Annotated in this window: 9 protein-coding genes; 8 read left to right on the top strand and 1 reads right to left on the bottom strand. The window is 60.6% G+C overall.

The window, feature by feature from the left end:
* Positions 1 to 65: 65 nt before the first annotated feature.
* The 3 genes from GGQ74_RS02810 (at position 66) to ung (ending at position 8,329) form a co-directional block, all read left to right on the top strand.
* Positions 66 to 3,770: a pyruvate carboxylase gene (locus tag GGQ74_RS02810; protein WP_167940013.1), complete on the top strand. Its 3,705-nt coding sequence runs from the start codon at positions 66 to 68 to the stop codon at positions 3,768 to 3,770.
* A 216-nt stretch (positions 3,771 to 3,986) separates the two neighbouring features.
* The gene (locus GGQ74_RS02805) at positions 3,987 to 7,583 is read left to right on the top strand and encodes a PEP/pyruvate-binding domain-containing protein (protein ID WP_167940012.1); all 3,597 of its coding nucleotides are present in this window, start codon (positions 3,987 to 3,989) and stop codon (positions 7,581 to 7,583) included.
* 80 nt (positions 7,584 to 7,663) lie between these two features.
* Positions 7,664 to 8,329 (top strand): uracil-DNA glycosylase, encoded by a 666-nt coding sequence (ung, locus tag GGQ74_RS02800; protein ID WP_167940011.1) that lies wholly within the window; start codon positions 7,664 to 7,666, stop codon positions 8,327 to 8,329.
* A gap of 171 nt (positions 8,330 to 8,500) precedes the next feature.
* Here the strand turns inward: ung and GGQ74_RS02795 are convergent, their stop codons facing one another.
* Positions 8,501 to 9,799, bottom strand: coding sequence for a M23 family metallopeptidase (locus GGQ74_RS02795; RefSeq protein WP_167940010.1), 1,299 nt, complete (start codon positions 9,797 to 9,799; stop codon positions 8,501 to 8,503).
* Between the two features lie 591 nt (positions 9,800 to 10,390).
* On the opposite strand from GGQ74_RS02795, the gene GGQ74_RS02790 reads away from it, so the two are divergent.
* The 5 genes from GGQ74_RS02790 to GGQ74_RS02770 all read left to right on the top strand — a co-directional run bounded on the left by GGQ74_RS02790 (position 10,391) and on the right by GGQ74_RS02770 (position 14,821).
* Positions 10,391 to 11,344: a hydrogenase small subunit gene (locus tag GGQ74_RS02790; RefSeq protein WP_167940009.1), complete on the top strand. Its 954-nt coding sequence runs from the start codon at positions 10,391 to 10,393 to the stop codon at positions 11,342 to 11,344.
* 68 nt (positions 11,345 to 11,412) lie between these two features.
* Positions 11,413 to 13,131, top strand: coding sequence for a nickel-dependent hydrogenase large subunit (locus tag GGQ74_RS02785; protein WP_167940008.1), 1,719 nt, complete (start codon positions 11,413 to 11,415; stop codon positions 13,129 to 13,131).
* 97 nt (positions 13,132 to 13,228) lie between these two features.
* Positions 13,229 to 13,735, top strand: coding sequence for a hydrogenase maturation protease (locus GGQ74_RS02780; protein WP_167940007.1), 507 nt, complete (start codon positions 13,229 to 13,231; stop codon positions 13,733 to 13,735).
* A 24-nt stretch (positions 13,736 to 13,759) separates the two neighbouring features.
* Entirely contained in the window at positions 13,760 to 14,026 is a 267-nt protein-coding gene (locus GGQ74_RS02775) for a HypC/HybG/HupF family hydrogenase formation chaperone (RefSeq protein WP_167940006.1), read from the top strand.
* A 237-nt stretch (positions 14,027 to 14,263) separates the two neighbouring features.
* A complete protein-coding gene (locus GGQ74_RS02770) occupies positions 14,264 to 14,821 on the top strand; it encodes a hypothetical protein (RefSeq protein WP_167940005.1) in 558 nt (185 codons plus the stop codon).
* Positions 14,822 to 15,012 lie beyond the last annotated feature (191 nt).

Raw genomic sequence — 15,012 nt, 5'->3', positions numbered from 1 at the left:
AAGCCTAATCCCCCAAAGGCTCCGCGCTCTGCGGAAATCAAACGTACGCATAGGGAGAAATTGCCTTGTCAGGGAAGAACACGCGTGTGACCTCCTTCAGTGAGGTCCTGGAACAGGTCAGGGGCAAGCGCATCCTCGTGGCGAACCGGGGTATCCCGGCCCGACGGATTGCCCGCTCCATCCGCGAAATGTGTGGCGCCATTCCCGTGATGACCGCCACCGAGCAGGACAAGACCTCCCCGGCCTCGTCCGGCGTGCAGGAGCTCCTGCTGCTGGGTGATAATCCCCGCGCCTATCTCGATATCGATCTTGTCATCCGCAGGGCCAAGGCCAAGGGCATCATCGCCATCCATCCTGGATGGGGCTTTGCCGCCGAGGATGATACGTTCCCTGAGAAATGCCGCAAGGCGGGCATCGAGTTCATCGGCCCCGCCTCGGAACCCATGCGCATTCTTGGCAACAAGGTGCAGGTGCGCGCGCTGGCTCGCAAGCTTGGCGTGCCCGTCGTGCCTGGTTCCGACGGAGCGGTGAGCATCCCCGAGGCCCGCAAGGTCGCCGAGGAGCTTGGCTACCCGATCATGCTCAAGGCCGAGGGCGGCGGCGGCGGTCGCGGCATCTACGAAGTCTATAGGCAGTCGCAGCTGGAAGATGCCTTTTCCAAGGCATCGACCATGGCGCAGGCCTCCTTCGGCAACCCGCGCCTGTACGTGGAGCGCCTGCTGACCAGCGTGCGCCACATCGAGATTCAGGTCATCGCCGACCGTCACGGCAACGTGTTTGCCTTTGACGAGCGCGACTGCACCGTCCAGCGCAATCACCAGAAGCTGGTTGAGATCACCCCCTCGCCGTGGCCCATGATGACCGAGGAACTGCGCGAACAGCTCAAGGAGTACGCGCGGCAGTTGGTCCGGGCCGTTGGCTACCATTCGCTGGCCACCGTCGAATTCCTGGTGGATAAGACGGGCACTCCGTACCTCATTGAGGTCAATACTCGCCTTCAGGTGGAGCACGGCATCACCGAATGCCGGTATGGCGTGGACCTCGTCGAGGAACAGATCGCCATCGCCTTCGGTGCGAAGCTGCGCTTCAACGAGGAGGACACCAAGCCGCTCAACCACGCCATGCAGGTGCGCGTGAACTGTGAGGACCCGCAGAACGGCTTCGCGCCGAACTCCGGACGCCTCACGCGCTACGTGTCGCCCGGCGGTCCCGGCGTGCGTATCGACTCCTGCGTGTCCGCCGGCTACGAGTTCCCCTCGCAGTACGATTCCGCCGCGAGCTTGCTCGTGGCCTACGGCAAGACGTGGAAGAAGACCCTGCGGGTGATGGAGCGCGCTCTGCGCGAGTATTTCATCAGCGGCGTCAAGACCACCATTCCCTTCCATCGCCAGATCATCCGCAACCGCAAGTTCCGCGATGGCGACTACGACACGAACTTCGTCCTCAATACGCCGGAGCTCATGCAGTACCGCTACGAGGAGCCGGAGGCGCATCGTCTGTCGCGCCTGATTGCCGAGATTTCGGCCAAGGGCTTCAACCCCCATGTCCAGCTCGGCGAATACCGTGGCCGCAGCGACAAGCGCATGCCGCGCTTCGAGCCGGTGCTGCCGCCCGTCAACCCGCAGACGTACGACTACCCGTATCCTCGCGGTGACAGGAAGGCGCTGCTGGACTACCTGCGCGACACGGACCACGTCCATTTCATGGATACCACCGCTCGCGATATCACCCAGTCCAACAGCGGTAACCGCTTCCGGCTGGCCGAGGACGAGCTGATCGGTCCCTACCTCGACAACTGCGGCTTCTTCTCCCTTGAGAACGGTGGCGGCGCGCATTTCCACGTGGCCATGCTCGCCAACATGACCTATCCGTTCACCGAGGCCGCGCGCTGGAACCAGTTCGCGCCCAAGACGCTCAAGCAGATTCTCATCCGCTCCACCAACGTGCTGGGCTACAAGCCCCAGCCGCGCAATCTCATGCGCCGGACCGGCGAGATGATCAACGAGCACTACGACGTCATCCGCTGCTTCGACTTCCTGAACCATGTCGAAAATATGCGGCCTTTCGCCGAGGTTGCCCTCGCTTCCGAGGCCAATGTCTTCGAACCCGCCATTTCCATGTCGTGGGCCAAGGGCTTCACCGTGGAGCACTACCTCGGCGTGGTAGAGGAGATTCTGAACCTCGTGCGGCAGGTTGCGGGCGTGAGCACCAAGCAGGCGGAGCGCCTCATCATCCTCGGCCTCAAGGACATGGCGGGCGTGTGTCCGCCCCGGTTTATGACCGAGTTGGTGACCGCCATCCGTCGCAAGCATCCCGATTTGGTGCTGCACTACCATCGCCACTACACCGATGGCCTGTTTGTGCCTGCTGTGGGCGCTGCGGCCAAGGCTGGCGCGCACATCGTGGACACCGCCATCGGCGCGTCCGTGCGCTGGTACGGACAGGGCGAAGTGCTCTCCACGGCCGCCTACCTCGAAGATGAGCTTGGCCTGAAGACCAATCTGAATAAAGACATGATCCGCACCTGCAACTTCGTGCTCAAGCAGATCATGCCGTACTACGACCGCTACACCTCGCCCTATTTCCAGGGCATCGACTACGATGTCGTCGATCACGGCATGCCCGGCGGAGCCACCTCGTCCTCGCAGGAGGGCGCGATGAAGCAGGGCTACATCCGGCTTCTGCCCTACATGCTGAAGTTCCTCGCCGGAACCCGGCAGATCGTGCGTTACCACGATGTGACCCCCGGCTCGCAGATCACCTGGAATACGGCGTTCCTTGGCGTCACCGGCGCGTACAAGCGCGGCGGCGAGCGCGAGGTGCAGGAGCTGCTCGACATCCTCGACTTCGTGGTCAACACCCCCGAGGCCGAACTGCCCGAGAACGTCAAGAAGGCGCGTCTCGCCCTGTACCGCGATTCCAACGATGCCTTCCGCAATCTGCTGCTTGGCGAGTTCGGCAGGCTGCCGCTTGGCTTCCCGCCGGACTGGGTGTACGAGAGCGCCTTCGGCTCCGACTACCGTTCCGCCCTTGCCCGCAGGAAGGACATCTCGCCCCTTGAGACGCTTCCCGAGGTCAACATCGAAGCGGAGCATGCCTCGCTTGTCGAGCGCCTGCGCCGCGAGCCGACCGAGGAAGAGTTCGTGATGTACCTGAACCACCCCGGCGACGCGCTCAAGACCATCGAATTCACCGAACAGTTCGGCGACTGCAACAAGCTGCCGCTCGACGTGTGGTTCGAGGGGCTTGAGATCGGCCGCGAGCTGTTCTTCGAGGACTCGAACCGCAAGCCGCACTCCATGACCATCCTGCACATTTCCGAGCCGGACGATCACGGCATGAGCATTGTGCGCTACTCGCTGGATTCGGAATTCCTGAGTTGCGAGGTGAAGGTGGCCGAGGTCGCGCGCTCCGGCATCGAGGGCCTTGAAATGGCGGATCGCAAGAATCCGATGCACATCGGTTCGCCGTCCAACGGCGACCTGTGGATCATGTACGTGAAGCCCGGCGACATCGTCGAGAAGGGCGAGGAGCTGTTCAACATCTCCATCATGAAGCAGGAGAAGTCGGTGCTGTCGCCCATGGCGGGCATCGTCACCCGCGTTCTCAAGGCGGCCGACTATCAGGAGGATCGCAAGATGGTCCCCGTGAAGGAAGGCGAACTGCTGGTGGAGCTTGGCCCCATCCCCAAGACCTGTCCTACGTGCAGACAGCATATCGTCGCCGACGATTTCTCGTTCTGCCCGTCCTGCGGACAGAAACTCAAATGATTCTCGGCCCGGACCGGATTTTCCCGGTCCGGGCCGTTCCCGTGAAAACGTTGACGTGATCGGACCGTTGGGCGTATGTACAATTAGGTTATATTCCTCACAAACCAATTAGTTCTTGACCAACGCCGACATAGTTTTCTAGAGCCTGACCGGCGCGCGATTTCGCGCGCGCAATAAATGATCAATTCTTCCGATCTGCTCTCATAGGAGGAGAGAATGGCCAAAGGACAGCAGAAGGTAGCTGACGCTGAGAAGAACGCCACCACGCCCGCGAAAAAGCAGACGACCAAACTGGACGCCATAACTGACAAGATTGTTCTTACCGGCGCAGACATCGTTTCCATCGGCGAGGATGCCGAAATCGTTGTTGGCGGCAAGAATTACAATACTGCCATCATCAGCCAGGTCGATGGAATCAGGGCCCCGCAGTTCAGGGCAATCTCCTCCATTGCCTTCCATAAGACGCTGGATGAGACCAAGGTCGATGCGGCCCTGGTCCGTTCTCTCGTGGAAGAGGAATACAAGCGCATCGATTGGAACAGCGAGGAAGTCAACAAAGATACCGACTACCTCCAGAAGTTCGTCCGCCGTGTCGGTCGCAAGGTTCGCGACTCCGCCTCCGAGGGCACGAAGGTTCGCCTGCGCTCCTTCATCAATAACGTTGTTGACGGATTTGCCACCTCTCCCGAAGGCATCGACCAGCTGCGCAAGCGTTCCGTGTTGGTGCAGACGGCCATTCTGTCCGTCGAACTGCCCGCCGAGGTTGGCCGCGAAGTCCGCAGCGCATACAACGCCATCTGCAAGGAAGCCGGTCTCGAAGACGTTCCCGTCGCAGTGCGTTCCTCCGCAGCAGGCGAGGATAGCCGCAAGAAGGCCTTCGCCGGCCTGCAGGACACCTATCTCAATATCGTGGGCGAGAACAACTGCGTCGAAGCCTACCACTGGGACTGCGCTTCCGCCTACAACCTGCGCAGCATGACCTACCGCCGCGAGGCCATTCTCGACGCCATCGCCGAGGCCGAGCGCACCGGCAATGATTCCATCGCTGCCACGGCCAAGGAAGAGTGGGCCATTGAGAACACCTCCCTGTCCGTGTGCATCATGCGCATGATCAATCCGGTGATCTCCGGTACCGCCTTCTCCGCGGACACCGCCACCGGCTGCCGCGGCACCGACCGCAAGGACCTCGTGTCCATCGACGCCAGCTATGGTCTGGGCGAGGCCGTTGTTGGCGGCATGGTCACCCCGGACAAGTTCTACGTCTTCAAGCGTGATGACAACGCCGAAGTCGTCATCCGCAACATGGGCTTCAAGGACAAGAAGATCATCTACGATCCCGAGGGCGGAACCCAGCTCGTGAAGGTCGACTCCTTCGACGCCTACCAGTGGTCCCTGTCGCTGGCCCAGGCCGAGGAAGTGGCCCGTGGCGTGCGCGCCATCAGCAAGGCCTACGGCGGCATGATCATGGACTCCGAGTTCTGCATCGATTCGTCCGACAGGCTCTGGTTCGTGCAGGCACGCCCCGAGACCCGCTGGAACGAGGAGTTCGAGCAGCATCCCCACACCATCTTCATGCGCAGGCTCGAAGTCGATCCCAAGGCCCTGACCCGGGCCGAGGCCATCATCGAGGGCAACGGCGCATCCCGTGGCGCAGGGCAGGGCGTTGTCCGCTTCCTGCGTTCCGCTCTTGAGCTGAATAAGGTCAACAAGGGCGACGTGCTCGCCGCCGAGCGTACCGATCCCGACATGGTCCCCGGCATGCGCATCGCTTCCGCCATTCTGGCCGACGTGGGTGGCGATACCTCCCACGCCGCCATCACTTCCCGCGAGCTGGGCATCCCCGCCATCATCGGCATCCAGCGCGCCGAGGTGCTGCGCAACCTCGATGGTCAGGAAGTGACCGTCGATGGTTCCCGTGGCAAGGTGTACCGCGGCAAGCTGCCCCTCATCGAGGTTGGCGGCGAGATTGACACCGCAGCGCTGCCCACCACCAAGACCAAGGTCGGCCTCATTCTCGCCGACGTGGGTCAGTCGCTGTTCCTGTCGCGCCTGCGCAATGTGCCGGACTTCGAGGTTGGCCTGCTGCGCGCCGAGTTCATGCTCGGCAACATCGCCATCCATCCCATGGCTCTCGAAGCCTACGACACCGGCCTGCTCGATACGCTGGTCAACCGCAAGCTCGATGAACTCGACGCCCGCCTGACCAAGCTCGTCAAGGAGCAGCTGGCCACCGGCGTGCGTACCCTCGATCTCAAGCTGCGCGACTACGTGGGCGAGATCACCGGCATCGCCTCCCAGATTCAGGCGCTGACCGAGCGCGAAAGCACCCCCGGCGGAACCGACGAGGTGCTGGCCATCCATCGCCACATGCGTGAACTGGACAAGCAGCTCGATCACCATCTCGAACTGGCCACCCATCGCCTCGACGTGCTCAAGACCTCCGAGGATCTCGAAGCACACGTCGCCGTCATCATGGGTTGGGCTGAGGTGCTGGAGCAGTTCACCGGCCACGACACGCACAGCGTGAAGAGCCGTCAGGAGCTTCAGGGCAAGATTCACGAGTACGTGCAGGGCATCAAGGACAGCGCCTACGTCCGCGACGTCCTCAAGCGCATCGGTGAGATGCGCCGCGAGGTCTCCCGTCAGACCGGTCTGGCCAAGGAGATCGAGGAAGTCCGCACCCTGCCCGAGCGCATCCGCGAGATCATCAAGTCGCGCGGTTACCGCAACGGCCGTGAGCACTACGTCCAGACCCTGTCGCAGAGCCTTGCGCTGTTCGCCATGGCCTTCTACGGCAAGGAAATCATCTACCGTACCACCGACTACAAGTCGAACGAGTACCGGAACCTCATCGGCGGCAGCCTCTTCGAGACCCACGAGGACAACCCGATGATCGGCTTCCGCGGCGTCTCCCGCAATATCCACGACTGGGAGATCGAGGCCTTCAAGCTTGCCCGTGGCGTGTTCGGCGGCAAGAACCTCATGATGATGCTGCCCTTCGTGCGCACCATCGAGGAAGCCCGCAGCATGAAGCGCTACCTTGAGCAGGTCCACAAGCTCAAGGCGGGCGAGGACGGCCTCAAGCTGATCCTCATGTCCGAGATTCCGGCCAACGCCATTCTCGCCAAGCAGTTCATCGAGGAGTTCGATGGCTTCTCCATCGGCTCCAACGACATGACGCAGATGGTGCTTGCCACCGACCGTGACAACGCCCGGTTGCAGCACATCTACGACGAAGAGGATCCGGCCGTCGTGTGGGCCATTCTGGTCACCATCTTCACCGGTCAGAAGTTTGCCAAGAAGGTTGGCTTCTGCGGTCAGGGCGTGTCCAATAGCCTGATCCTGCGCGGTCTCGTGGCCATCGCCGGCATCACCTCCGCATCCGTGGTGCCCGATACCTACCACCAGACCAAGCACGACATGGCCGCCGTTGAGGCGCTGAACATCCCCGTGTCCGGCCTCGGACGCTGGGTCAAGGAGCAGCACCTCCAGCACCTGATCAAGCTTCTCGAAGCCGAGAACTACGGGCACATCCTCAAGAAGTACAAGACGCCCGCCGACTTCCTCGAATGGTACGAGGGCGAGCTGGCTCGCTTTGCTGAGCAGCTGCGCGAGAACCTCGACGCCGAGAAGGAGCAGTTCTACCGTCAGGAGATGCAGCACTTCCGCGCCACCTTCCACAAGCCGGTCATCTACGCCAGCTGGGATTGGGAAGGCACCGTGCTCGACGCCATGCATCAGGCTGGCTTCGCCTCCTTCGAGGAGCAGGCCGAGGCCCTGATCAAGCAGCGCAAGAAGCTGGGCATCGCCTAGTTCCCCTGCGGGAGAACCGGATCACCATCAACAAAACGGCCCCCCGGACCACTCGGCCCGGGGGGCTTTTTCGTACCGACATGCAACACGAGAATCTCAAAGGCTGGACGCGCAATGTCCCCCTCATGGCCGAGGGCTATCACGAGGACGTGCTGGCGAGGGCGGATGCCCTGCGTGGCGACCGTACCATTTACCCCCCGCGCGGCATGGAGTTCAACGCGTTGCGCCTGACGCCTTTTGACGCCGTGCGGGTGGTGTTGCTGGGGCAGGACCCCTATCACCGGCCGGGGCAGGCGCATGGCCTGTCCTTTTCCGTGCCGGAGGGCGTGCCAGCGCCGCCATCGCTTCGCAATATGTTCAAGGAGATCACGGCGAGCGTTTACGGCGGGCTGGAGCACCCCATGTCCACTGACCTGACCCGTTGGGCACGGCAGGGCGTTTTGCTGCTCAATGCCATGCTCACGGTGGAGGAGGGCAAGCCGGGATCGCACGGACGCCTCGGCTGGGAGCGCCTGTCCGATGCGATTGTGCAGGCACTGTCCGAGCGACGGGAGCATCTCGTGTTTATGTTGTGGGGCAATTTTGCGCGCAGCAAGGCCTCGCTCGTTGATGCGTCGCGCCATCTCGTGCTGGAAGCGGCCCATCCCTCGCCGCTGTCCGCGTATCGCGGTTTCTTCGGCTGCGGGCATTTCGTCCGCGCCAACGCATATCTGCGCGAACACGGGGAACCGCCCATCGAGTGGTAGCCGCGTCTGCGCGGCATCGCCACAGCCAACTTTTTCCGTCAGGCCGGGCACGATGGAACGATGTTCCTCGTCGTCGGCCAGTCTGCGGCGGCATTTCATCTTTCGCCAGCGTATAAGAAAAGGCCCACACCTTCCGGTGTGGGCCTTTTGTCGTTTCGCGAGGATCGGGAACTACATGCGCGAGGTGATGTTGTTCTTGATCCAGGTGGCGTCCCACCATTCGATGGGATTGACCGGCACGCCGGACAGGAACACGCCGTAGTGCAGGTGGTCGCCACCGGCAAGGCCTGTCGCGCCGGTGTTGCCGATGATCTGGCTCTTTTCGACCATGTCGCCGACGTTCACGCTGATCTCGTTCATGTGGGCGTAGAGGGTCATCAGGCCGCAGCCGTGGTCGATGACGACGGTCTCGCCGTAGATGCCGAAGAAGCCCGTGAACACGACCTTGCCGGAGTTCGCGGCGGGAATGGGCGCATTTTGCACGGAGGCGAGGTCGATGCCGAGGTGGGTCTGCTGGTCCACTTCCTGGCCGTTGTAGAGGTAGGTGCGGTGATCGCCGAACTGGGCGCGGTTGGCCGCGTTGGGCAGGCGCTCGAAGCGGCCCTGCCACAGCGGGCGGGATTCGCTCTTGGCACCAAGCTCATGCATGGCCGCGCGGTTCTTGACGCGAAGCTCGCGGTTCACCAGCAGGTAGCGTTCCAGCTGGTTCGCAGCGTCGGGATAGTCGTCCTCGAACTGCGGCATCTTGGCGTTCAGGAAGCCGTCGGAGAGGTTGATGGTGTCGTGGCGGAAGGGCTTGTTAATCAGATGATAGTAGAACGAGCCCTTGCGGGTGTTGCCTGCGAGGTCCGTCGCAAAGAGCATGGGCGCGAAGTCCTTCTCCTCCATGTAGTGGGGGAAGGTGAAGAAGCACAGGAACTGGCCGTTGGCCTGCTTGTAGCCGCGGAAGAATTCTTCACCGACGCGGATGCCGCTTTCGGAGACGTCCTCATTCACGGTGTAGGCCACGCAGCCGACGCCGCCACGGCTGACGTTGTGCTGGGTGGACAGTACGGAGATCATGGGCTTCTTGGTGTCCAGCTCGAAGGTCCAGCTTTTGCTGGCGGTGTTGCCAGCGCCAAAGCCGTAGATGGAGCGGTCCGTGGCGTCCACGGTCACCACGACCTGACCGTTGCGGAATTTCGCCTGCGAATGGGTGAAGTTGAGGACGGCGTGGGTGGGGTCCTCGAACGTGTCGGTCGAGAGGAGGGTGACGGTCTTGTCGCCCTGACGTGCGGTGACGGTCAGCGTGCGGATGCCGGTCCCGAGGTCGTTCGCTTCGAGGGTGAACACCGTTTCGGCGCCGAGGAAGCCGCCGTTCGGGGTCAGCGCGAGTTCGGGCTCCTGCATATCCTTGAAGTAGAACAGGGCGCTGATGCCCAGAGCCGCTACGAGAAAGAGAACGATGGAGAGACTGACGATTTTTTTCATGCCACTCGTATGTAGGGATTGAAGGTTTGTGGAGTGTCATTCCCCTCCGCGATGGGAGAAGGGATGCCTTGGCGTCGAGGCATACCGCTTTCTGTGGCTCATGCCAAGCCCGGTCATTTTTTTCTCATGTCAAGTGTCGAGTTTGGAGGTGGCGCAAAAACGTGCGCGCATTGTCGCAGGCCGTGATTTTGCGGCACCGCATCGGTGATATGGCAAATTGCGGCTTGTGGCAGGGATTTTTGCGTATCCATCGTGACTGGTGACGCGTGAGGAAGCGATTCGTCAACTGGTTATTCGTTCAAACATTATTGTATGCGGCACTGATTCAATGATTGGAATGCAGTGTATACGATTCAAGAAATGGTAATACTGTTCTGCATATCATTTAATTCATCATGCAGAATGTCGAAAATTGCCGTCAATTACTGGGAAAAATGGGGTTTTTCCATTGACTGACATTTGCATTTGTGGTTTCTAATCACGAAATAGTATTCGCGTAGTGCTGATTCCATAAGACTTGAACGGTTGGATGGAACGCCATGTCCTTTGGCGGAGTGGTCCGCCGCTGTTTGGTAACTATGGAGGTGTCTTATGAAATGTGCAATTGGTAGCGGTAAGCATGACGTCATGGAATCTCTGAAGGCAAAAGGGATTTCACGCCGTGAGTTCATGAAGTTCTGTGCCGCTGTATCCGCCGCCATGGCTGCGGATGCGTCCTTCACTCCTGCCAAGGTGGCCGAGGCCCTCACGGCCAAGGAACGCCCCACCGTCGTTTGGCTGCATTTCGCCGAATGTACCGGTTGTTCCGAGTCCATCCTGCGCAGCACCGAGCCCGACATCGCGACAGTCCTGTTCGATGTGCTCTCCCTCGACTACCACGAAACCCTCATGCAGTGCGCTGGCGAAGCCATCGAAGAAGTGCTGCACAAGACGGTTGAAGAGAAGGCCGGCAAGTTCGTCCTCGTGCTTGAGGGCGGCGTGCCCACCAAGGACGGCGGCATCTACGGCAAGGTTGGCGGCAAGACCATGCTGTCCATCCTGCAGGAGATCTACCCCAAGGCTCTGGCCACCATCTGCATCGGCACCTGCGCAGCCTACGGCGGCGTTCAGAAGGCCGCCCCGAATCCGACCGGCTCCGTCGGCTGCAGCGAAGCGCTGGGCGGCGCTCCCATGATTCAGGTCCCCGGCTGCCCGCCGAACCCGATGAGCTTCATTGGCACCGTGGTCTACTTCCTGACCAAGGGTATGCCCGAGCTGGACGACAATGGCCGTCCTGTTCTGTTCTACGGCGAAACCGTTCACGACAACTGCCCCCGCCTCAAGTACTTCGAGGAAGGCAAGTTTGCTCCCTCCTTCGACTCCGAAGAGGCCAGAATGGGCTACTGTCTGTACGAGCTGGGCTGCAAGGGCCCCAATACGTACAACAACTGCCCGAAGGTCCTGTTCAACCAGGTCAGCTTCCCCATCCAGGCCGGCCATCCCTGCATCGGCTGCTCCGAGCCTGATTTCTGGGACGAGATGAGCCCCTTCTACGAGGAAGGCTAACACCTCGACGGTTTGGGTCCGTACTGGTTGAATTGAAGTCTGCTCGAAATATCATTTAGGAGGAAGTTATGGCTGGTTGTAAGTCCAAAGCGGCCCCGGTCACTCCTGTCGGGGATTACACCGGTAAGGTCGTCATCGATCCCATCAACAGGATCGAGGGTCATCTGCGTATCGAAGTGGAAGTCGAAAACGGCCGCGTCAAGAATGCGTGGTCCAGCTCGCAGCTCTTCCGCGGTCTCGAGATCATCCTGCAGGGTCGCGACCCTCGCGACGCCAAGCACTTCACCCAGCGCTCCTGCGGCGTGTGCACGCACGTCCATGCCCTGGCCTCCACCCGCTGCGTCGACAACGCCATCGGCGTTGACAAGCGCATCCCCGAGACCGGCATCGTCCTGCGCAACATGCTGCTCGGCGCGCAGTTCCTGCACGACCACATCGTGCATTTCTATCACCTGCACGCCCTTGACTGGGTCGACGTCGTCAGCGCTCTGTCCGCTAGCCCCAAGAAGGCTGCCGACCTCGCCAACGGCGCCGGACTCGGCCATCGCAAGCATACCGCTGCGGAGCTTGAGGAGACTCAGGCCCGTCTGAAGAAGTTCGTCGGCTCCGGTCAGCTCGGCATCTTCTCCAACGCCTACTTCCTTGAGCCGCACGCGGCCTACAAGCTTCCGCCGGAACTCAACCTGCTGGCCACCCATCACTACCTGCAGGCTCTGAAGCTCCAGATCCTGCCTTCGCGCATGATGGCCATCATCGGCGGCAAGAATCCGCACACCCAGAGCCTCTACGAGGGCGGCATCACCTGCTACGACGCCCTCAAGAAGGAAAACATCGCGCAGTTCAAGGCTCTCTACAAGGAGACCATGGACTTCGTGAACCACACCTACCTGCCGGACGTGCTGGCGGTAGCTCCGTACTACCTCGACTGGGGCGGCATCGGCGGCACCACGCACTTCCAGACCTGCGGTGAGTTCCCGACTGATGAAGCCAACATGGACAGCCGCTTCCTGCCCTCCGGCGTCATCTACAACCGCGACATCACCAACATCCACAAGTTCGACCTCCAGAAGATCGAAGAGGGTGTGAAGTACAGCTGGTACAAGGACGACTCCCCGAAGCATCCCTGGAAGGGCGTCACCGATCCCGAGTACACCGGCATGGACCGCATGACCTCCGAGGACACTGGCAAGTACAGCTGGATGAAGGCTCCCCGCTACGACGGCAAGTCCACCGAGGTCGGTCCTCTGGCTCAGGTGCTGGTTGCCTACGGCCGTGGCCACGAGCCGACCGTCGCGCTGGTCAACACCGTGCTCAAGCACCTCGGCGTCGGACCCGAAGCTCTGTTCTCCACTCTGGGCCGTACCGCTGCCCGCTGCATCGAGACCAAGCTCATCGGTGACGAGATGGTCAAGTGGATCGACAAGCTCGAAAAGAACATCGCCAAGGGCAATGTCGACATCGTCGCGCCCTTTGAGATGCCCGACAAGGCCTTCGGCGTCGGCTTCGTCAACGCCCCCCGCGGCATGCTGTCCCACTGGATTGAGATCGAGGGCGGCAAGATCAAGAACTTCCAGCTGGTCGTTCCCTCCACCTGGAACCTTGGCCCGCGCAGCGACGACGGTACCCTCGGCCCGGTGGAAGAAGCCCTCATCGGCACCCCGGTGTTCGATCCCAAGCGTCCTGTGGAAATCCTCCGTACCGTTCATTCGTACGACCCCTGCATCGCCTGCGGCGTGCATGTGATCGATCCGAAGAGTAACGAGGTCTACAAGTTCAAGGTCTGCTAAATTGGGTAGACATCGGTTCTGAAACGACTATAAATGGAACCCGGCCCGGCATAAGACGGGCCGGGTTCCCGTTTTTTCCAGACCGTCAGGAGTGCGAGTGACCAATACCGACAAGAAGATTCTCGTTCTGGGCTGCGGCAATATCCTGCTTCGCGATGAAGGTATCGGGGTGAGAGTTCTGGAACGCTTGCAGGATACCTACGATTTCTCCGAAAATACGGAACTCGTCGATGGCGGCGTGAGGGGACTCATCCTCACGGACATGATCTCGCAAGCGGATCACGTGATTGTTATCGATGCGGTCATCAACGGACACGAACCCGGAACGCTCTACAGGCTCGATGGTGACGACCTCAAGCTCTCTCTGGCGTTCAAGAATTCCGTGCACGACATGGACCTTCTGGAAACCATGTGCTGTTGCGAACTCATTACCGGCAAGCGCCCGGCGGCCGTCGTCGTCGGCATCGAGCCCAAGGACTATCAGTCCAGCCCGTCTCTTGAAATCAGCGAGGAACTGACCTCGCGCATTCCCGAGATGATGGATATGGCGCTCAAGGAAATCGAGGCCGTCGGGGGAACCTGGACCCCGCGCAATCCCTCGTAAACTTCGGATTTTGAGGATACGACCATGTGCCTAGCTACTCCCTGTAAGATTTCTGAACTCCTCGACGACGAACTGGCGACCGTGCAGGTCGGCAACTCTCAGACCTTCGTGAAGTGTTCGCTCATGCTGATGCAGGACAAGCCGGCAGTTGGCGAGTATGTGCTCGTCCATGCTGGATTTGCCATCAGCAAGGTGGAACAGGAAGAGGCCCAGAAGACCATCGACCTCATCAACGAGATGAGCGAACTCGCCGGGGCCAAGCCGCTGGGCAACACGGCGTTCGATCTGTAGCCGGCGCATGAACGGATTTTCCTGCCTTCGCGTCATGGATGCGGCGGGCAAATCCGCACTATCCGCATAGCTCAAAACATGGCCCCCATCCGTAAGGACGGGGGCCTTTTGTTGTACTTGGGCGCCTCAGTAGGCAAGCGAATGTCAGGACGTTTGCCCCAGGAAGCGGCAGAAGGGCGGAGGACTGTTGGAGGCCAAAAGTGGCCTTCAGTAAAACCAGAATTTGGAGGATAGCGAGTGCGATCTGTGCCGCTTCATGTATCTGTGGATGCCAGCCATCCTGCTTATCAATGGGCCAAGGCCCAATCCGACGCCGTTGATGCGATGGGGCATATCGGGACGCATCTTGACTGTTATACAGCGCAGCCATCTCGTCGCGTGTACGAGTTGGCTGTCGAGATTATAGACTGCGCCAACGGCATGCCCACTGCGGAGGCTATTCCTCTGCGCGATTTCACGGGAAAGGCAGTCTTTCTTTATACGGGTGTTTTGCATCGCTTTGGCTATGGCGGTGATGATTACGCACGGGCCGACACCTTCCTTGACGAGACAGCATTAGAGGCTCTACTCGCCTGCTCTCCGTCTTTCATCCTTATTGACGGATGTGGCATCGGTGCGCATGGCGAGGTGCACAAGCGCTTTGACAGGCGATGCGAAGAACTGGGATGCTTCGTGATAGAGAATGTCCTGCTTGACGATGAAACTATCAGGACCATTGAAGGGATTCGATTGGTAGTGGATATCGATACGCCATCCACAGGCAAGCCATGCAAGGTTTTTGCCCTGTGTAGATAATCTCTAATCCTTGTGAGGTCTGGGGCTGATCACGCGGCACGAGTGGGCGCTTGCGACCGCATGAAGGCAACGCGGTTTCAGATTCTGTGACGACGCCCCCCAACCTTTCACGCCGCATGGCGACGGCTCTCCGTTTGTTTGGCGAATGAGGTTCGAATGATCGGATGGAGCCGACCCGACGGCGGCGAGCG

This window comes from Desulfobaculum xiamenense, from assembly GCF_011927665.1.
Lineage (GTDB): Bacteria > Desulfobacterota > Desulfovibrionia > Desulfovibrionales > Desulfovibrionaceae > Desulfobaculum > Desulfobaculum xiamenense.
This window is presented reverse-complemented; position numbering and strand designations above follow the sequence as displayed.